At 70.1% G+C, this 18,000-nt stretch carries 23 protein-coding genes and 1 tRNA gene; 11 read left to right on the forward strand and 13 right to left on the reverse strand.

The features are described 5' to 3' along the window. The first annotated feature begins 64 nt into the window (after positions 1-64). Positions 65-406: a hypothetical protein gene (locus ACFU0Y_RS10080; protein WP_380214355.1), complete on the forward strand. Its 342-nt coding sequence runs from the start codon at positions 65-67 to the stop codon at positions 404-406. On the opposite strand, the gene ACFU0Y_RS10085 is transcribed toward ACFU0Y_RS10080, so the two are convergent. Continuing rightward, a complete protein-coding gene (locus ACFU0Y_RS10085) occupies positions 399-653 on the reverse strand; it encodes a hypothetical protein (RefSeq protein ID WP_380214356.1) in 255 nt (84 codons plus the stop codon). The two genes, ACFU0Y_RS10080 and ACFU0Y_RS10085, sit on opposite strands and share 8 nt — an antisense overlap. Before the next feature lie 277 nt (positions 654-930). Here ACFU0Y_RS10085 and ACFU0Y_RS10090 point away from each other — a divergent pair, with 277 nt between their 5' ends. After that, complete coding sequence (locus ACFU0Y_RS10090; RefSeq protein ID WP_380214357.1) at positions 931-1,434, forward strand: hypothetical protein; 504 nt, start codon at positions 931-933, stop codon at positions 1,432-1,434. A gap of 142 nt (positions 1,435-1,576) precedes the next feature. On the opposite strand, the gene ACFU0Y_RS10095 is transcribed toward ACFU0Y_RS10090, so the two are convergent. The 3 genes from ACFU0Y_RS10095 to ACFU0Y_RS10105 form a co-directional block, all read right to left on the reverse strand. Next, positions 1,577-1,810 carry a hypothetical protein gene (locus ACFU0Y_RS10095; RefSeq protein ID WP_380214358.1) on the reverse strand — a complete coding sequence of 78 codons (234 nt, stop codon included), beginning with the start codon at positions 1,808-1,810 and terminating at the stop codon, positions 1,577-1,579. A gap of 482 nt (positions 1,811-2,292) precedes the next feature. Beyond that, on the reverse strand, positions 2,293-2,523 hold the full coding sequence (locus ACFU0Y_RS10100) for a hypothetical protein (RefSeq protein ID WP_380214359.1): 231 nt from the start codon (positions 2,521-2,523) through the stop codon (positions 2,293-2,295). Positions 2,524-2,555: 32 nt separating this feature from the next. Next, positions 2,556-3,056 carry a hypothetical protein gene (locus ACFU0Y_RS10105; RefSeq protein ID WP_380214360.1) on the reverse strand — a complete coding sequence of 167 codons (501 nt, stop codon included), beginning with the start codon at positions 3,054-3,056 and terminating at the stop codon, positions 2,556-2,558. 248 nt (positions 3,057-3,304) lie between these two features. On the opposite strand from ACFU0Y_RS10105, the gene ACFU0Y_RS10110 reads away from it, so the two are divergent. From ACFU0Y_RS10110 to ACFU0Y_RS10140, 7 genes are all read left to right on the forward strand, one after another. After that, entirely contained in the window at positions 3,305-3,427 is a 123-nt protein-coding gene (locus ACFU0Y_RS10110; protein WP_380214361.1) for a hypothetical protein, read from the forward strand. A 35-nt stretch (positions 3,428-3,462) separates the two neighbouring features. Continuing rightward, positions 3,463-3,684 carry a hypothetical protein gene (locus ACFU0Y_RS10115; RefSeq protein WP_380214362.1) on the forward strand — a complete coding sequence of 74 codons (222 nt, stop codon included), beginning with the start codon at positions 3,463-3,465 and terminating at the stop codon, positions 3,682-3,684. 81 nt (positions 3,685-3,765) lie between these two features. Continuing rightward, positions 3,766-4,188 (forward strand): hypothetical protein, encoded by a 423-nt coding sequence (locus ACFU0Y_RS10120; protein WP_380214363.1) that lies wholly within the window; start codon positions 3,766-3,768, stop codon positions 4,186-4,188. A 301-nt stretch (positions 4,189-4,489) separates the two neighbouring features. Next, positions 4,490-5,059, forward strand: a complete 570-nt coding sequence (locus tag ACFU0Y_RS10125) for a hypothetical protein (protein ID WP_380214364.1) — start codon at positions 4,490-4,492, stop codon at positions 5,057-5,059. A gap of 34 nt (positions 5,060-5,093) precedes the next feature. Continuing rightward, on the forward strand, positions 5,094-5,342 hold the full coding sequence (locus ACFU0Y_RS10130; protein ID WP_380214365.1) for a hypothetical protein: 249 nt from the start codon (positions 5,094-5,096) through the stop codon (positions 5,340-5,342). Positions 5,343-5,861: 519 nt separating this feature from the next. Further along, a complete protein-coding gene (locus tag ACFU0Y_RS10135; protein ID WP_380214366.1) occupies positions 5,862-6,182 on the forward strand; it encodes a hypothetical protein in 321 nt (106 codons plus the stop codon). Between the two features lie 41 nt (positions 6,183-6,223). Next, positions 6,224-6,595 carry a hypothetical protein gene (locus tag ACFU0Y_RS10140; protein ID WP_380214367.1) on the forward strand — a complete coding sequence of 124 codons (372 nt, stop codon included), beginning with the start codon at positions 6,224-6,226 and terminating at the stop codon, positions 6,593-6,595. Positions 6,596-6,676: 81 nt separating this feature from the next. On the opposite strand, the gene ACFU0Y_RS10145 is transcribed toward ACFU0Y_RS10140, so the two are convergent. From ACFU0Y_RS10145 to ACFU0Y_RS10155, 3 genes are all read right to left on the reverse strand, one after another. After that, complete coding sequence (locus tag ACFU0Y_RS10145) at positions 6,677-7,042, reverse strand: hypothetical protein (protein ID WP_380214368.1); 366 nt, start codon at positions 7,040-7,042, stop codon at positions 6,677-6,679. Between the two features lie 156 nt (positions 7,043-7,198). Further along, the gene (locus tag ACFU0Y_RS10150; RefSeq protein ID WP_380214369.1) at positions 7,199-7,804 is read right to left on the reverse strand and encodes an Ltp family lipoprotein; all 606 of its coding nucleotides are present in this window, start codon (positions 7,802-7,804) and stop codon (positions 7,199-7,201) included. Between the two features lie 160 nt (positions 7,805-7,964). Next, entirely contained in the window at positions 7,965-8,180 is a 216-nt protein-coding gene (locus ACFU0Y_RS10155) for a hypothetical protein (RefSeq protein WP_380214370.1), read from the reverse strand. A gap of 610 nt (positions 8,181-8,790) precedes the next feature. On the opposite strand from ACFU0Y_RS10155, the gene ACFU0Y_RS10160 reads away from it, so the two are divergent. Continuing rightward, positions 8,791-9,264, forward strand: a complete 474-nt coding sequence (locus ACFU0Y_RS10160) for a hypothetical protein (protein WP_380214371.1) — start codon at positions 8,791-8,793, stop codon at positions 9,262-9,264. A gap of 150 nt (positions 9,265-9,414) precedes the next feature. Then, positions 9,415-10,032, forward strand: coding sequence for a pentapeptide repeat-containing protein (locus tag ACFU0Y_RS10165; protein ID WP_380214372.1), 618 nt, complete (start codon positions 9,415-9,417; stop codon positions 10,030-10,032). Positions 10,033-10,595: 563 nt separating this feature from the next. Here ACFU0Y_RS10165 and ACFU0Y_RS10170 read toward each other — a convergent pair. The 6 genes from ACFU0Y_RS10170 to ACFU0Y_RS10195 all read right to left on the reverse strand — a co-directional run bounded on the left by ACFU0Y_RS10170 (position 10,596) and on the right by ACFU0Y_RS10195 (position 17,855). Continuing rightward, positions 10,596-10,668: transfer RNA gene (locus ACFU0Y_RS10170), tRNA-Asn, on the reverse strand. A gap of 79 nt (positions 10,669-10,747) precedes the next feature. Continuing rightward, complete coding sequence (dnaG, locus tag ACFU0Y_RS10175; protein WP_380214373.1) at positions 10,748-12,628, reverse strand: DNA primase; 1,881 nt, start codon at positions 12,626-12,628, stop codon at positions 10,748-10,750. A 175-nt stretch (positions 12,629-12,803) separates the two neighbouring features. Beyond that, positions 12,804-14,135 carry a deoxyguanosinetriphosphate triphosphohydrolase gene (locus ACFU0Y_RS10180; protein WP_380214374.1) on the reverse strand — a complete coding sequence of 444 codons (1,332 nt, stop codon included), beginning with the start codon at positions 14,133-14,135 and terminating at the stop codon, positions 12,804-12,806. Between the two features lie 30 nt (positions 14,136-14,165). Beyond that, a complete protein-coding gene (gene dusB, locus ACFU0Y_RS10185) occupies positions 14,166-15,344 on the reverse strand; it encodes a tRNA dihydrouridine synthase DusB (protein ID WP_380214377.1) in 1,179 nt (392 codons plus the stop codon). 148 nt (positions 15,345-15,492) lie between these two features. After that, a complete protein-coding gene (locus ACFU0Y_RS10190; protein ID WP_380214375.1) occupies positions 15,493-16,473 on the reverse strand; it encodes a GNAT family N-acetyltransferase in 981 nt (326 codons plus the stop codon). Next, entirely contained in the window at positions 16,473-17,855 is a 1,383-nt protein-coding gene (locus tag ACFU0Y_RS10195) for a glycine--tRNA ligase (RefSeq protein ID WP_380214376.1), read from the reverse strand. Before ACFU0Y_RS10195 ends, ACFU0Y_RS10190 begins: the two co-directional genes overlap by 1 nt. Between the last annotated feature and the right edge of the window lie 145 nt (positions 17,856-18,000).

Consider the following 18,000-nt stretch of genomic DNA (forward strand, 5'->3'; position numbering starts at 1 on the left):
CTCGTGATGAGCGGCGGGGCCCTCCCCCGCTGGCCCACGTGGGCCCGCCCCACGCCTGGACTCCATGACGACCGCAAGCGCCGTCCCGACGACCGTCCTGCCGGCCACCCTGGTCACCGTCTCGGCCACGGCGGACTGCACCTCCGACATCCGCGACTCCACCGAGAAGCCCGGCTGCCGTCGCGTGGCTTCGTCGGTGAAGAGCACCATGGTCAGGATGGCCACCGAGCGCGCCGACGCCGCCGAGTGGTTGCCGGACGAGGGTACGCGCGGCTACACCGACGATCGGGTGTGGGTGGGGACCGCCTATGGGCCGGCGGTCGGCGAGGCGAAAAAGACGGCGTTGGAGCAGGTCCTGGCCGATCGCCCGTGGACGCGCGGTCCGCGGCCTCGACCGGTCAGGTGATCTGTTGCCGGGCGCGGGAGATGATCTCCTGCAAGTCCGGGGCGTCCTCGACGTCGTCGGTGAATCCCAGCGCCACGCCGGCGCCCACCGCCGCGAGACCAAGGGTCGTCAGCGCCATCAGCCACCCCGAGACCTCATGGTGCAGCGCCAGGGCGAACATGTCCGCCCCCAGGGCCAACAACGACACTGCCGCTCCGGCTCTCAAGAGCACGGAGGCCATCTTTGATCGCATCTGCACACGTTCCATATGCGTAAGACTAGACCTTTGTCTACTGAATGGTACGACCGTCGTGAGATGTGACACGCGGCCGGGGGCAGAGCTGCGTCGGTCGGCGGGCAGCACGCAGCCGCACCGGCTCCAGCAGAGACGACGCCGACACCCCACAGCCGGGACGTCCGGGGTGAAGCTTCCCGCGGACATCGACGACGGCACCTCAACAGTGCGGACAGCAGTTCGCGACTGCAACTCCTACGCTGGTGCTGCGCGGAAGCAGGCGCCGAAGCACGGAAAGAGGCAGAACTCCATGATCATCGGCTCGTTCGCCGTCGTGTTCGCCCTCTTCCTCGTGGTCATCATCGCCACGCTGGCTCGCGCCTCCATCGCTGCCCGGATCGCGGGAACGCCCGAGGAGATCCCGGTCGTCTCCACCCGGCTGTCGGTGACGCTGTTCCACGTCGCGATGCTGGCGATGAGCCTGTTCCTGATGATCTCCGTGGGCACCCAGGTGCTCTACGGCGTCACGAACACCGAGACGGTCGTCGTCCCGGCTGTCGGGGCAGCCTTCTTCACCGTCGGCTACGTCTCGGCTCGCTACTCCAGCGAGCACTCGGGGCGACTCTCCCACCGCCAGTGGGTCGGCGGCCCTGAGGGGGAGACAGCGGAGCTGTTCGCCCGCGCGTACCGCGAGCGAGCCTGGGTCGTGGGCCTGGCGATCGTCCCGCCGCTGCTGGTGCTGGTGGCCCGCGTGGTCGCCGTCGGGGTCCTCGGTACACCGGCGGACCTGCCGGCCGGCGCCGGCGGGAGCTGAACGCCACCCCTCCTCGTCGTCCTGGCTGTCATCGCCGCGGTCGTCGTTCTGGGCGTCCTGCTCGTCAGGCGGAGCGCTCAGCCCCGGTACTGCGTGACGGGGACCGGGGCGTTCGTCTGGACGGTGGGCAGCGTCACCCGGTCTAGTCCGTCGGTGCCGGCAGGTCGGGCTGCTCGCCGGCGGCCGCTTGATCGAGCAGGTCGCAGACATCGAAGACGTACTCGGTAGTGTTCTCCGTGCTCTCCGGGGGCCACGGGACCTCCTCGGCAGCCTGGTCCTCCGGCGGGGTGGGCTCCTGGGCGATCGTGACGGCCGGAGTGGCGACGGCCAGCAGTGCGGTGGCTGCCGCGGCGATGAAGCGGTGTGCCGTGTCCATGATCGGTCCTCGTGACGGGGTGCCGCGGACGGTCCGGACGCTGTCCACGGCGAGTGCGGTGGATGGAGTCGATGCTGCTGGGGCCGACTGCCAGGCCCTACGGCACCAGTGTCGTCACATCGTCGATCCAACGACGCAGGAGTCGGGAGATGGCCTCGTAATAGTTAATGCTCCCTCTCCGGCGGCGTCACAATCGCGCCCCGGGCTGGTGCGACCTCTGACGTTCCGGCGCTCCGCGACGGAGCCCGAGGCGCCGCACTGCGCCGGCCTATCGCCTCCGGCGAGGTCTTCGGACGGCCAAGGTGCTCACGGAGATGTTCATCGAGCACAAGCAGAAGAAGACCGCCCATCCCGCGGGCTCGCCGCTGCGCACCGCCCACCACAGTGCGGCCACCGCGCCCACGCCCCGAGCTGCCCGAACACCAGGAACACCGCGCCGACGAGCATCACGATCAGGTGCCCGCGCAGTTGCCGGTCCGGTGTCATGGCCTCGCCTGCGGGTCGGTATCCTCGCCGCGGCGGGCCCCCGAGGACCACACGTTGCTCAGCAGCAACGCGGCCACACCGATCGCGGTCATCCACCAGTTCCACTCGCCCAGGATCAGACGCAGCCCCACGATGAGGGCGACGATGATCGCCGCTTGGAAGAGCACCTGCTGCCATCGCCTCGACACGCTGCACTCCTTCACGCTCAGCACCTTGCTTGTTCGCATGGTCGCACGGTCCGGCGCCGGTGGGCGTCACCTCATCCGGGGCCGGCGACCGCCGGCGGCATCCCGCGGCGGGCGTCCATGGCCCGGGCGTGGGCGGCCTCCATCCGGCCGGCCAGAACGGCGGTGGTGCCGACGACCGGTCCGATGACGAACACGTGCGGGTATCCGGCGGCCAGGATCACGAACCCGGCGACCCAGCAGACGACGCCGGCGGTCCAGCCCAGCCACACCGAGGGGCGGGCGGTGGTCTCGTAGTCGTAGGGCGGGTTGATCGGCTCCGGGTCCCCGTGGGTCTCAACCCGGTGCAGTCGCCGCCTGGTGATCTCCAGGCCGGCAAAGCACCCGGCAGCCACCAGGGCGGCGAACACCGCGTTGGACAGCCCGTACCCGCCGATGGACACCAGCCAGTCCACGAAACCGACCAGTCGTGCTTCGACCCAGTCCGCGGTGTAGGCCCAGATGAAGAAGCCTGCGAGCCACAGCAGGAAGACCTGTCCGCCGGACAACCCCTCGGCCTTGGTTCTGAACCCCATGAGCCACCCCCAGCTCTGATGTCTTGGCTCCAGGGTAGCCAGCCGGACCGGCGCGCATCTCCGCACACATGGACGTCGTACCGGCACCGGCCGGGTAGGCCAGGCGAAGTCCGTCCGGGGTGGTCGGTACGCTCGGCCAGTGCACGATCCGACCACGGAGGTAGTCCATGCCAGCGCCCCTGCTCCACCGACGGTGCGGCGGGCCCTGCGGGACGTGGAGCGCGTTACCCAGGACGCCGGGGAGGCCGGTGCCCGAGTTCGTGGACGCAGCCGACGTGCTGTCCGATGACTACAAGGGCAAGCTTCTCGACGAGGTCGCCGCCGACGCCGAGGACCCCGTCGTAGACGATGACCAGGAGGGCAAGCGATAATGAGCGCACGAGCCTCTGAGAGGAGGAGCGAGACGATGACCGTTTCTGCTGAGCACATCGAGTCCGCCGCAAAGGCCCTGAAGCTGGACCCGGACGTGCTCCGGAGGCTGACCGAGCCTTCACAGTCCCGCACGGTCCCGGTCCGCCTGCGTCTGCTGGGCAACGAGCCGATCTACGTCTCGACCCAGGAGAGCGCCCGCGATCTGGAGCGCACCGACCGCGCCTACGACGCCGTCACGGCGGCCACCGCCGCCTGACCGTCCACCGCCCCGCAGCCCACGCCAGGCCGCGGGGCGGTGCCATGTCCTCAGCCGGGACCAGCCGCACACATTCCCGGCATGACGATCTTCGTAGACCACCAGTACCCGCGCACCACCGACGGCCGGTTCGCGGCCAAGAGTCACCCCGAGGCCGAACTCCAGTTCGCCGCGCGGGCCATCACCTTGTTCGAGGCGACCGGCGGCTGGGGCCCGAGCTTCCACGACATGGACTTCCGGCCCGCCTACGACGACAGCCCCACCCAGCGCGCCGCCGCGGCGTTCCGTGTCCAGTTCGGTGTCGCACCGGACGCCGAGGTGGATGGGGAGTACTGCTTCGAGGGTTCGAACCACCAGGTGCTGAAAATCCGGGCCACGGGCAGCGGCGCGGTGAACTTCCCCGGCCCGACCCGCTTCGCCGCCGAGGCGAACATGCTCTCCGTGACGGACCTGCTGCCGCCGGGCCGGCTCGGTTCCGACCTGGGCGGCGAGGCTTGCCGTTGACTGGCGGGCCCTGACGACTTCAACGCCAAGGACGCGTTGAAGGCCCTCGCCTCCTTCGGTTGCCCAGAGCACTTCTCGGACGTCAATCGGGCGGTCCTCGAGCCCGAGTAGCGAATGCGGCCAGACGCTCTCCTGCTCTTGCTGCCTCGGTTGTCGCCGTTGGGGTTGTCGCCGTTGGGGTTGTCGCCGTTGGGGTTGTCGCCGTTGGGGTTGTCGCCGTTGGGGTGACTGCTACGGTGCGACCAGCAGGCACCGGGCGAACACGTCGCTCACCGCCTCCGATTCCCCGAGGAGCACCACGATGAGCACCCCGGTCTGGCAGAAGCCCGAGATCCTCGCCGCCGCTGCCGGCCCCCAGGGCCCGCAGATCCAGGCCGTCTTCGCCAAGGCCGTTGACATCGGCCTCGACGAGTCGCAGGCGCTGCGCAAGGCCTCCGAGCTCCACCAGAAGTTCGTCACCGACAACACCCCCGTCGAGGTCGACTACGACGCGCTCGGTCAGGCCGCCGTTAAGCTGGCGGTCAGCGCCGCGGCCGCGGCCGGGCGCCAGGGCGCCCTGGACCAGATCCTCGGGTCGTGGCGGAGCCTGTCGCAGGCGATCGCCACGGACCTGTTCCTGCAGATGCACCGGCACACGCACCCCGACATCGCGCCCCCTTCCGGAGACACCTTGGAGCACGCCGCCGCGGCCACCGCCACCAGCTTTCAGATGCCCGTGGCCCACGCCCTGATCGCCCTGGCCGCCCGTGACCTGATCGACGCCGAGGGCTTTCCGCAGGACGCCTACGACTTCCTGACCACCCCGTGGAACTGGGCAGTCGGTGCTGCCCACCCCGGCGACGACACCGGGGAGACGGTGCAGGGCCCGTGAGGGGGAGTCGGGCCGGCGACCCATCCCCGACGGGGTGCGCGACGACGTGGAGCGGATCGAGGCGTGCACCGCTGAGGTCGCCGACCAGCTGGCCGCCCACCTGCTCGAGCACGCCGGGCCCGACCCGGTCTTCGAGGTCTCCGGTCGCGACGCCGACAGGCCGTCCCTCGACCTGCCGATCGCACCGCTGGCGCCCACCGCCCGGTGGTGGCGGGCGGTCGCCTACCGGGTCGCCGAGGACGTGCCGGGTCTGCGACTTGTCGAAGCGCCGAAGCAGCCCTGATCGCCGGCGCCGCTGAACCCATGCTTGTGCACAGAAGTGGGGCTGCCGGGGCGCGGTCGAACTCCCTAGGCTGAAGCTGTCGGTGAGCCGCTGCGAGCGGCCCGGCACAGCGCGGGACACGTCGGGGGGGCGTGGTCTCGCTGCACGCAGCGCCCCTGTCGGCGTGCGTGGCCCGTGGCGGCCCCGTTGTGTTGGCGGGGCCGCCACGGAGCCGACAGTCCGAACACGCTCAGTCTCCGGGCATCAGAGAGCCGCCGGTCCGTGGCGGTCCGGTCCTTGCCGGGTGGGACTTAGCTGTCGGTGATCCGGGTGGTGCAGCGCGTCCCGTCCTCACGGGTGACGCTCAGTGTGACGACGGCCTGCTCCTGATCAAGAGCGGTCAGGGGGTCTCCTGGGTCTGGACGGCTCTGGGCCTCAGGGGCGCGGCATCCCTGCCCGAGGGCCGTGCGTACTCGACGAGGTGCGGAGATCAACCCGATCCGCGGTGACGGACGCACAGGGCCCGGGAGGAGCTTGCGCGTGCACTCACACGATGGGCGGCCTCTGTTCGGTTCCGGGTTCACCGACGTCAGGACACCCCATGCGCCGCCCCGTCTTCGTCATGCTCGCCGTCTTCAGCGTGCCTCGAGCGCCCGCGGCCCGACCACCGCCGACTTCCAGACGTTGATCGGCGGGTCGGCCGGCAAGACGTACGCTGAGGCGCTGGAATCGCGCGAGGACGTCGACGGCGCGCCGGAAGGCCTCGCGCAAGGCGCCCATGTGAAGGTCCTCGTCAGGACCGAGGCTCCGGTGCACCAGCTGCCGAAGGACCTCGGCGAGGAGATCTCCGCGATATCCTGACCTGCACTGCCATCCCGACCACGACCGATCGGACACCCCGGATGAGATCCGCCGCCCTGCCGCTCCTGCTCAGCGTCACCGCCCTGGCCCTGACCGGGTGCGGGCCCACCAAGAACGCCTCGTACGACGACGCCGACGAGATGCGCCAGGCCGTGGAGGACGCCGACGTGGAGTGCGGCGACGACGAACAGAGCACCGGGCAGTACCCCGGGACGACGACCGTGATGTGCGACGAGAAGGTCATGCTCACCGTCCTGGGCTCCGATGACGCCGAGCGGGGCGTCAAGGACTCGCTCGAGGAGCTGGGCCTGAGCTACGTCCAGGCCGGCAACTGGATCGCCGCCTCCGGGTACATCTCCCGTCTTGAGGAGGTCCAAGAGGCCATCGGCGGGGACTTGACACGCATGTCCTGAGCTGTCGTCGTCTGACCGGCCGTCCGCACACTCGGGAGGTGAGGGCAGCCGATCCTGCGGGCCTCGGGCGAGACAAGAGCTCTAGCTCCCGCCGCGGGCGCCGGCCGGCTCGCCGTCCCCGTTCTGCCGGCGAGCCACCCGGTAGGTCACCAGGTAGATCCCGGTCCCCACCATCCAGCCGGCGAGAGGGAAGTCCCCACTGCGACCGAGGAGGCCGGACAGCACGGCGATGAGCCACGCGATGCCGGTGCGAAGACCCCAGCCGACCAGCAGCTGACCCCAGCGGATGCCCTGGACGAGGAGCACGAGCCCGGTGAAGGCCACCACGGCGGCGAGGACTGCGGCCCCACCGAGCTGGGCGCCTTGGACGAGCTGGACGCCACCGGCCGCCAAGCACACGGCAGCGGCCGCCGCGTACGTGCGCTGTCCCAAGGTCCGTGCTGGCACGAGCTCCTCCGTCCAGTAGGTGCCGCCTGGGGCGCTGGTCGTTCTCCACGGGGCTCGGATCGACCCGGCGGTTGAACTGCATCTCGTCGCCGTGAGGTTCTCAGGCTGCGCACCAGCGGCGCCGAGCGGAGCGACGGCGCCGCCGGGATCGGATCCTCAGAGCCCGACCTGATCCACGCCGTACGTCGCCTGCTCGGCGGAGTACCCTTCGAACATCAGCTGCTCGATGAGGCCCCCACGGGAGAAGCCCGAGAAGTCGAGGTAGTTCTGGGCGGCCTGGGCGGCCTGGGCGTTGTAGTCGATCGTCAGGCTGTCGACGGCCACGGTGGCGTCCTCGGTCGAGTAGTCCTCGAAGACCAGCTGATCGATGAGCCCGGACCGCGAGAACGCGGTGAAGTCGAGGTAGTTCTGAGCCGAGCGCACCGCGTTCTGCTGCGCCAGCGTCAACCCCGATTGATCGGCCCTCGGTTCCGGAGCCGCTGCCTCCTCCACCTCCTCTGCGGACTTGGCCTCGACTGCGGCCTCGGCCTCCGCCTCGTCCGCGCGCTTCTCCGCCTCAGCGGCGCGCTCCTCGGCCTCCTGGGCCTTGGCCTCCGCATCCGCCACCCGCTGGTCGGCCTCTGAGCTGTCCTGCGAGGCGGTGACTGTGACCGTGGCCGTCGGGGTCGAGGAGGATGCCTCCTCGGCGCCGCACCCGCTCAACATCAGCGCCGCGGCGAGACCGCCCGAGGTCACCAGGGTCGGCGTGTTGATCGTCCGCATCGTACATCTCCTTCTGCCGCACCAGAGGTTCATGGTGGATCGACAAGGCTTCGACGTTGACGCCGTCGACCACTCTCACGTGCATGGTTCGCTTTCGTACACCATCCCACAGGCGGCACCGCCACGTCTCGAATCCATGAGCCCAGACGGCGATTTTCGCTCACACTCGGGGTGGCTCGGCACGCACCCCGAAGCCGCGCGGCACCGAACGCAACGCGTCCTCGGTGCTGACGAACGGCCGGGACGCGGTGAAGCACTCGAACGCCCGGTGGAAGACAGCAGGGTCGATGGCATCGAAAGCGTCCAGATGCCTCACCAGCACGCCCACCGACTCGACCGGCTCATCGTCGGCCAGCAGACGCGGCCACGAGACCATCAAGGCTGGTCTGGTTCACGAGCATAGGGAGTGCCTTTCGCTGTCGGTGCGCCCCGCTCAGGGCGCCTCCAGCCAGGCGACCGAGGACTGCCGCTCCAGGCGGACCCCAAGGTTTCGGCGCGGGCACGACGAAGCACCGGAGCGTCGCGTGGCCGCTCCGGTGCTCGGTCAGGGTGCGAGCGGGCGGGTGGGCTCGCAGGTGTCGCGCTTGGGGTTCAGGTTCCGAGATTCCGGCCCGTCGACTCCGAGGCGCGTTGGCCCTGGTCCGCCCAGCTCAGTGCCGCCCAGGTGTGAGAAGGAAGACTACCGTCGGTAGTACATGACGTTGGAGAATTGCATGCCGCCAGTCTTCGCACATCGGTCCTCTTTCACCACTGTGCTCCACGAGGAGTTGTAGGCCGGTCATGCCTTCTCCCACCGTGGCCTCCGACACATGCTGTATCGATATGAGTCGGAAGGCCGCCGATACATGTGATGACGTGGGGATACGGTCGCGTCATCTGTTTCTCCGCTACACACGACGGGTGCACAATGAACCACACGATCCCACGGTGGCCGCGGCCCCGGTGCGCCGCGACCTGACATCGTCGGATGCTCCTACCCATGCGCCGTGGAGGCTGCGGTGAATGAGGCGCGCGAGACAGACACAGGTGTCGGCCTGATCAGGCGGGCCATGATGTTCCTGGCCGTAGCGCTAGTCGTGACTGTAGTAGTGGTGGCTGGCCTGCTGCTGATCGGTGAAGTTCGGTGGGATGAAGTTGTCGGGTTCATCGAGTGGTTCTCTCGTTCGACGGCCTTTGGCGCGATCATCGCGGGGACCCTCGCCCTGACAGCCGCCTGGCTGGCCTACCACGGAGTGCAGCAGACGATCCGATCAACAGAGACTCGGGAGCGTGAAAAGGCTCGGCACGAACGGTTCACCACCATCGTGACGCAGTTGGCCTCCAACCAGCCGGCAGTCCGCCTCGGCGGGCTGTACGCGGTGTCGGCGCTTGCCGATGAATGGGAACGGGAGGCTCGCCGACTGATTTCTGTCTCAGACTCGGCCGGTGAGTGGAGGGACAAAGAGAGGGCATGGGCCTGAGCCGTTGAGCGACTCTCCGCAATCCGCCTGAAGTTGTTTCAGCGGGAAAGCGAACGTCATGCTCTTACGGTTGAAAGGTCGCCAGCCGAGGGGCTGGTTCGGCAGTTGGCTGAGGCGAAGCGGGAAGTAGCAACGGTCAGGTCGGCATACATGTTGACTTGGGACGCAGTGCCGATGCTGGCCAAGGACGCTGTGACCTATCGAGATTCATGCCTGGAAATGATCAACGCATATCTTCGGGCTGGCCCCCGGCCTCCCCAATCCCGCACAGATCTGTCTGAGCACCAGAAAAAGACATCTGCCCATTCGAGTACGGGCCCAGGCGGCAATGCGGAAGCTCTTGCCGCTGCGGCGGTGATTGTTCGCCGCCACACCGTGCTCGAGGCCCCCTATCCGTGGCCACCGCAACAGATCAACCTGAGTCACGCCTACTTGAAGGATGCTGATCTGAGTGAGACACACCTGCAGCGCGTCAACCTCAGCGAGGCGATGCTGCACCATGCCAATCTATGTGAAGCCCATCTGGAAGGAGCTGATCTGACTCGAGCGAACTTGGCGGATTCCAGTATGTGCGACACCCACTTGGAAGGGGCCTCCCTGAGATGCGCCCGGATGGAGCGCGTAAATCTGTTAGGCGCCTCTCTGGAGCGGGCCGACCTTGCGGGCGCGCATCTAGCGAAGACTGAGATGAATCGGGGCGGACTCGAGGGTGCGGAATTACAGTGGGATCCCTTGGTGAGGAAGTCCAGATTCCGCAAACAGGGCTGAAGTGAAATTCGGCCCAAAAAATGGCGAAGCCAAGATCTACCACCCCGACATGGATATGGAAGCCGCCCCGGTCATCCCGGCCCACGTTACGGATGACGGTCCAAGCCGGAATCATGCTGGAGTCAGCGCACCACGTTGCTTGGCTATTTCGCCGCCTCGTCGCGGCCTCCCGTCAGCATGAAAAGACCGAGCACAAGTGGAGAGATGCCAAAGAACTTCCCAGTAGCGGGATCTCGCACGGCAGCGCGTCCGACGATGTTCGACCCAAGAATCTGCGTACAACGGCTCGGACGGGGCATAGCCGTGACGGCGGCGGAGCGATCTGCAGCGCCGGTGGCAGCGGACAGGCCGACGGAGTTCGAGGGGCAAGCCTGTGTGCGTGGGGATTCCAGAGGTTGCAAGACGAGCCGCCGGGATCGCGCCGCGTCGCCCTCCCACTGCGACAGCACACGGAAGGAGGTCATCCACCGGAAAGTGCCCCAAGGTGTCCCCCGCGAGCAGCTGTCCGTGGGGACGACAAAGGCCCCCACGAGCGTTTCCGCTGGTGAGGGCCTTCCGCTGGGCTCCCCCGACTGGACTCGAACCAGTAACCCTTCGATTAACAGTCGAATGCTCTGCCAATTGAGCTACGGGGGACCGCGCACGCACGCGTGCAACGAGCCATCACTTTACCGGTCCCGCCGGGCTTCGACAAATCCTGTCCCGGGCGGCCGCATCACTCCTGGCGGAGGCCTCGGCGCTGCATCTCCAGCTCCAGCAGCTCCCGCTGGAGCTCCTGGTAGCGCTCGCGCTGACCGGTGGGATCCGTGCGCTGGAGCTCCGCCAGCCGGTCCGACTTCCGCCGGTTGATCTGCAGCTCGAAGAGGCGGTTGAGGATGTCCGCGGTGTAGCGCTCCAGCTGCTGCTGGGTGGTGGCCGGCAGGGGCGTCACGGCGAGCTCGGCCAGGTAGCCGTGCAGGGGCTCCGGCAGGTGCCCGCGCACCGCGTCCACCCAGACCTGCCCGCCCGGAACGGCGGACCCCCGGTCCAGGAGCTCCGCCCGGGCCGCCAGGACGGCGTCGTGCACGGCCCCGTGCACGGGATAGCGGAAGGCGCTGAGACCGAACTCCTCCCAGTGCCGCTCGAGCATCAGGTCCGGGCACTGGATGACGGTCTCGAGGGCCTCGCGCTCCATCCGCGCCACCGGCTCGCGCGGGTCGGGCAGTTCGACCGGGGCGGGCCCGGACGGCTCCGGCTCCGCCGGCCGGTGCGACGCGGGGCCCTCCTCCCGCTGGGCGCGGCCCGCGGCGTCCACGGTGCGCTGCACCTCCGCGGGCTCCAGACCCAGCCAGCCCGCGAGCTGCCGCGCGTAGGCGGGGCGCAGGGAGCGGTCCCGGATCCGCGCGACGATGGGCGCGCAGGCGCGCATCGCCCGGATGCGGCCCTCGATGGTGTCGAGGTCGAAGTTCTTCAGCGTGGCCCGGATCGCGAACTCGAACAGGGGGCGGCGGTTCTCCACGAGCTCGGCGACGGCGGCGTCCCCGCGGGCCAGCCGGAGGTCGCACGGGTCCATGCCGTGGGGCTCGACCGCCACGTAGGTCTGCGCCACGAACTTCTGGTCCTCCTCGAAGGCGCGCAGGGCGGCCTTCTGGCCGGCGGCGTCGCCGTCGAAGGTGAAGACCACCTCTCCCCCGCCGCCGTCGTCGGAGAGGAAGCGCCGGACGATCTTGATGTGCTCGGCGCCGAAGGCGGTGCCGCACGTGGCCACCGCCGTGGTGACGCCGGCGAGGTGGCAGGCCATGACGTCGGTGTAGCCCTCGACGACGACGAGGCGCCGCTGCCGGGCGATCTCCCGCTTCGCGAGGTCGATGCCGTAGAGCACCTGGGACTTCTTGTACAGGGCGGTCTCGGGGGTGTTGAGGTACTTGGGACCCTGGTCGTCGTCGTGGAGCTTGCGGGCGCCGAAGCCGATGACCTCGCCGGCGACCGCCCGGATGGGCCACACGAGCCGGCCGCGGAACCGGTCGTAGAGCCCGCGGTTGCCCTCGGAGAACATGCCCGTGAGCTTGAGCTCCTGGTCCGTGAAGCCGCGGTCCCGGAGGTGCTTGAGCAGGTGGTCCCAGCCGCGGGGGGCGTAGCCCACGCCGTAGCGCCGGGCGGCCTCGCCGTCGAAGCCGCGCTCGCCCAGGAACTGCTGGGCGGGGGCGGCCTGGCGGGTGTAGAGGTTGCGCTGGAAGAACTCGGCGGCGACCTTGTGCGCGTCCAGCAGGCGCTGGCGGCGCCCGACCTCCTCCTTGTTCGGTCCGGAGCCCTGCTCGTAGTGGAGCTCGTAGCCCACCCGCGCCGCCAGCTTCTCCACGGTCTCCGAGAAGGTTGTGTGGTCCATGGTCATCAGGAACGAGATGACGTCCCCGGACTCGTCGCAGCCGAAGCAGTGGTAGGTGCCCATCTGCGGGCGCACGTGGAAGGACGGGGTGCGCTCGTCGTGGAACGGGCAGAGCCCCTTCCAGGAGCCGATGCCGGCGCTCTTGAGGGTGACGTAGCCGTCGACGATCTCCTTGATGTCGGTCCGCGCCCGCACCTCGTCGATGTCCTCGCGTCTGATCAGTCCTGCCACACCCACAGTCTAGGCGTGCGGCCCGACGGCCGAGCCGGGCGAACTCGGTGACCATCGCGACGGCGGTCGGCAGGCAGCCGCCCAGGCCCGGGCCGGCGAGGAAGCGCAGCAGGCCGACGGTCGCCACGGCGTCGAAGCCGTCCGGCAGCACGGCGATCCAGCACGGCGGCGCGGGTCACCAGAGCGGCTTGTCCCCCACGCGCCAGTGCGTGCCGCGGATCCTGTCGTGCAGGGACACGGCGGACAGGTCGGTGAGGGACGCGATCTGGTCCACGACGAGGCGCAGGCGGGCGGACTCGGTGCCCGGGCCGTCGCCGAGGTCGTGCCAGTCGGCGGCGAAGGCGGGCGAGAGGTGCCGGCCGTCGGAGTCCATCAGCGCGCCCACGAGGATCGAGAGCACCTCCTGCTGGTTGTCGTAGATGGGCTGGGCGTCGCGCACCGTGATGACGTAGGTCGTGGCGATGCCCTTGAGCACGCCGATCTCCTCGGTGGTGCCCTCCGGGACGACGAGCTGGGCGTCGTAGCGGGTCAGCGGGTCCTCGCCGTAGATGTCCCGGGTGGCGCCGACCGCGGACATCGCGAAGCGGCCGATGAGCTGGCTCGTCATGTTCTTGAGCCGGGCGAGGTCCTTGCGGGACCCGTCCATCTCCCGGACCCACAGGGACGAGTCCTCGAGGCGGGTCAGGGCGGCGTCGAGGGACTCGGGGGCGGCCTCGGGCAGGTACCAGCGCCGGGTGAGCTCGAGGACCCGGTCCCGCTGCGTGGTGTCGGCGAGCCAGCCCAGCTGGACGAGCCCGGAGGCGATGGCGTCCTCGACGTCGTGCACCGAGTAGGAGATGTCGTCGGAGAGATCCATGACCTGCGCCTCGAGGCACTTCGTGCGCGGCGGGGCGCCCTCGCGCAGCCACGCGAACACCGGCAGGTCGTCCGTGTAGACCCCGAACTTCGGGGACCGCGTCCCGTCCGGGCGCAACGGCGCCTCGTGGGCCTCCCAGGGGTACTTGCACACGGCGTCCAGCACGGCGCGGGTCAGGTTGAGGCCGGCCGGGCCCCCGTCGTCGTCGAGCACCTTGGGCTCCAGCCGGGTGAGCAGGCGCAGGGTCTGGGCATTGCCCTCGAAGCCGCCGACGTGCTGCGTCAGCCGGTGCAGGGCAGACTCCCCGTTGTGCCCGAACGGCGGGTGGCCGAGGTCGTGGGAGAGGCAGGCGGCGTCGACGACGTCGGGGTCGCAGCCGAGCATCCGGCCGAGCTCCCGGCCGATCTGGGCGACCTCGAGGGAGTGGGTCAGGCGGTTGCGCACGAAGTCGTCGGTGTCCGGGGAGACGACCTGGGTCTTGGCGGCCAACCGCCGCAGCCCCGAGGAGTGCAGGATCCGGGCGCGGTCCCGCTCGAAGTCGGAGCGGTACTTGTTGTGGTGGTCCTCCGCCACCCAGCGCGCCACGTCGCGGGCCTCGTAGCCCGGGGCGGGCGCGCCGGTGCGGTCGATCTCGATGGACGTGTGGGGCATGCCCGGTCCTTTCCGTGTCGTGGGGTCGGCTCAGCCGCCGGAGACGTCGAGCTCCGCGGCGACCAGGCCCAGCCGCTCGGCGTCGCCGAGCTCGCGGGAGTCGAGCCAGCCGTGCGGCAGCTGTGCCCGCTTCGGCGTTCCGGCCCGGCCCCGGGGGCCCTCGACGGCGTCCCCGGGGTAGCCCTGGTCGAGGTCGAGCTCGGCGAGCAGCTCCCGCAGGGTCGCGAGGTCGGGCACCTGGGCCAGCCGGGCGCGCAGGGCCCCGCCCACGGGGTAGCCCTTGAAGTACCAGGCGACGTGCTTGCGGATCTCCCGCAGGCCCTTGGCCTCGTCGCCGAAGGTCTCGACGAGCAGCTCCGCGTGGCGGTGGATCGTGCGGGCGACGTCGGCCACCCCCGGGCGGAAGCGGTCGGGACGGCCCTCGAAGGCGGCCTGCAGGTCCCCGAAGAGCCAGGGGCGGCCCTGGCAGCCGCGGCCGACGACCACGCCGTCCACGCCGGTCTGCTCGACCATGCGCACGGCGTCCTCGGCGCTCCAGATGTCCCCGTTGCCGAGCACGGGCACGTCCGGCAGGGCCTCCCGCAGCTGCGCGATGGCGTCCCAGTCCGCGGTGCCCGAGTAGTGCTGCTCGAGGGTGCGCCCGTGCAGCGCCACGGCGGCGACGCCGCTGTCGCGGGCGATCCGGCCCGCCTCGAGGAAGGTGAGGTGGCCGTCGTCGATGCCCTTGCGCATCTTGATCGTCACGGGGACGTCGCCGCGGGAGGCCTCCTGGACGGCGGTGCGCACGATGGCCGTGAACAGGTCGGTCTTCCAGGGCAGGGCGGAGCCGCCGCCGCGCTTGGTGACCTTGGGCACGGGGCAGCCGAAGTTCAGGTCGATGTGGTCCGCGCGGTCCTCCTCGACGACCATGCGCACGGCCTGGCCGACGTGCACGGCGTCCACGCCGTAGATCTGGATCGAGCGGGGCGTCTCGTCCGGGTCGTGGTCGATGATCCGCATGGACTCGGGCCGTCGCTCCACGAGGGCGCGGGCGGTGACCATCTCCGTGACGTAGAGGCCGCCTCCGTACTCGCGGCACAGCCGGCGGAAGGCCTTGTTGGTGACCCCGGCCATGGGCGCCAGCACCACGGGGACGTCGATCGTGAGGTCGCCCAGGTGCAGCGGCGGCAGGTCGAGCCGGGCGGGGTGGGTCTCGGTAGGGGTGTCCATCACCGGGAAATTCTCTCACGGACGGGAACACGGACGAGAACACGGACGAGAACACGGACGAGAACACGGACGGGAACAGCGCAGGACCCCGGGCTGCGGCCCGGGGCCCTGCGCGTGCCGGACGTCGTCCGGCGCTCCTCCGGGCCGCTCAGTCGCCGGGCTCCGCGAGGACGAGAGAGGTCTCCACGACCGTGGCGGCACCGGCCGACAGCAGGTTGTCGACGACGAGGGTCAGCGGCTCCATCGACCCGTCCACCTGGAACTGCACGGGGTGGTGGTGGGCCAGCAGCGCGAGCAGCTGCTCGAGCGCGGGACCCGCCGCGTCGTCGCCCGGAGCCCAGCCCAGCATCACGTGGGCGGGCGCGTCCGGTTCGTCCTCGGGGAGCGGGGCGCCCGGGGCGGCGTCCAGCTCCACGGGCCGGTAGCTCACGGCGAAGGCGGCGATGCTCCCCCGCTCCCCCGGGCCCACGCCGTTGCGCAGCACCACGGCCCCGAACGCGTGCGCGGCGTCGGAGAGGAACAGCTGGTTGACCCGTCCCACGGACAGGTCCGCGGGCTCGTCCCAGGCGTGCACGGAGCGGTAGAACGCCCACAGGGCCCGGGTGAGCTCCACCGAGCCGGTGGCGAGGTCCTCGACGGCCTGGGCCGGTGTCCCGTCGGGGCGCTCCCGCAGCGGCTGCAGGGGCAGCGCCCCGGCCGCCACGCGGACCACCCGCGACTCCTGGACCGGCTCCAGCCCGGCGGCCCGCGCGAAGCGCTCGCCGGCCGAGCCGGGCGCGGCCTTGGTGCGCAGGGCCTGCACGCCCGAGGGCGAGCCCGCCGCCTCGGTGCGCAGCCGCTCGAGCAGGGCCCGTCCGAGGCCCTCTCCGCGGCGGTCGGGGGCGACCTCCACGTAGGCCCACAGCCGGGACGGGTGGATCGCCGACTCGTAGACCGTGCCGGCGGCCACCGGCACGCCGGAGTCCTCCGCCACGACGGTGCGGGACCACGGGGCGTCGTCGTCGGGGCGCAGGGTCGCCCGGAAGGCGGCGGCCTGGGGCGTCTCCGGGGCGGGCCACACCTCGAGCAGCCGCAGGTCGTCCCCGTCCCGCCAGGGCCGCAGGCCCGGTCCGGTCAGCGCGCCGCTCATCAGCGGACGAGCTTCCCGGCGAGGTAGGACTTCACCTGGTCGAGCGCCACGCGCTCCTGGGTCATGGCGTCCCGCTCGCGGATGGTCACGGCCTGGTCCTCGAGGGTGTCGAAGTCCACGGTGATGCAGAACGGGGTGCCGATCTCGTCCTGGCGGCGGTAGCGGCGGCCGATGGCCCCGGAGTCGTCGAAGTCGATGTTCCAGTTCCGGCGCAGCTCGGCGGCCAGGTCCTTGGCCTTCGGCGAGAGGTCCTCGTTGCGGGACAGCGGCAGCACGGCGGCCTTGACCGGGGCCAGGCGCGGGTCCAGCTTGAGCACCGTGCGCTTGTCCACCCCGCCCTTCGAGTTGGGGGCCTCGTCCTCGGTGTAGGCGTCCACGAGGAACGCCATCATGGACCGGGTCAGGCCGAAGGACGGCTCGATCACGTACGGGACGTAGCGCTCGTTGGTCTGCTGGTCGAAGTAGCTCAGGTCCGTGTTCGAGTGCTCGTTGTGCACGCCGAGGTCGTAGTCGGTGCGGTTGGCGACGCCCATGAGCTCGCCCCACGGGTTGCCCTGGAAGCCGAACCGGTACTCGATGTCGATGGTGCCGGCGGAGTAGTGCGCCCGGTCGTCCTCGGGCACGTCGTAGCGGCGCATGTGGTCCGGGTCGATGCCCAGGTCCGTGAACCAGGTCCAGCACGCCTCGACCCACTCGTCGAAGAAGTGCCCGGCCTCGGACGGGTGGGTGAAGTACTCGATCTCCATCTGCTCGAACTCGCGGGTGCGGAAGATGAAGTTGCCGGGGGTGATCTCGTTGCGGAACGCCTTGCCGATCTGGCCGATGCCGAAGGGCGGCTTCTTGCGGGCCGCCGTCACCACGTTGTTGAAGTTCACGAAGATGCCCTGGGCCGTCTCGGGCCGCAGGTAGTGCAGGCCCTCCTGGTTGTCGACCGGGCCCAGGAACGTCTTGAGCAGCCCGGAGAACTGCTGCGGGTCGGTCCACTGGCCCTTGGTCCCGCAGTTGGGGCACGGGATGTCGGCCATGCCGTTCTCGGGGGCGCGGCCCTTCTTCTCCTCGAAGGCCTCGACCAGGTGGTCCTGGCGGGCGCGCTTGTGGCACGAGGTGCACTCCACGAGCGGGTCGGTGAAGGTCGCCACGTGCCCGGACGCCTCCCACACGGCCTTCGGCAGGATGATCGAGGAGTCCAGGCCCACCATGTCCTCGCGCCCGCGCACGAAGGTCTGCCACCACTCGTGCTTGATGTTCTCCTTGAGCTCCGCGCCGAGGGGTCCGTAGTCCCAGGCCGAGCGGGAGCCGCCGTAGATCTCACCCGCCTGGAACACGAAACCGCGGCGCTTGGCCAGCGAGATGACGTTGTCCAGCGTGGACTTGGGGGCCATGTGGAATTCCTCCAGGGTCTCGCCCGACCGCCGGCTGCGGACGCGCGTGGTGGGTGGTGTGGCCCGCCCGGCGCGCCGGGCGGGAACCGGCCGTCGGCGGCCGTCACGAACGAGGACGCCGCAGGCGGCGTCCTCGTCCCAGGGT

Source organism: Kocuria sp. NPDC057446 (genome assembly GCF_042802875.1).
Lineage (GTDB): Bacteria > Actinomycetota > Actinomycetes > Actinomycetales > Micrococcaceae > Kocuria.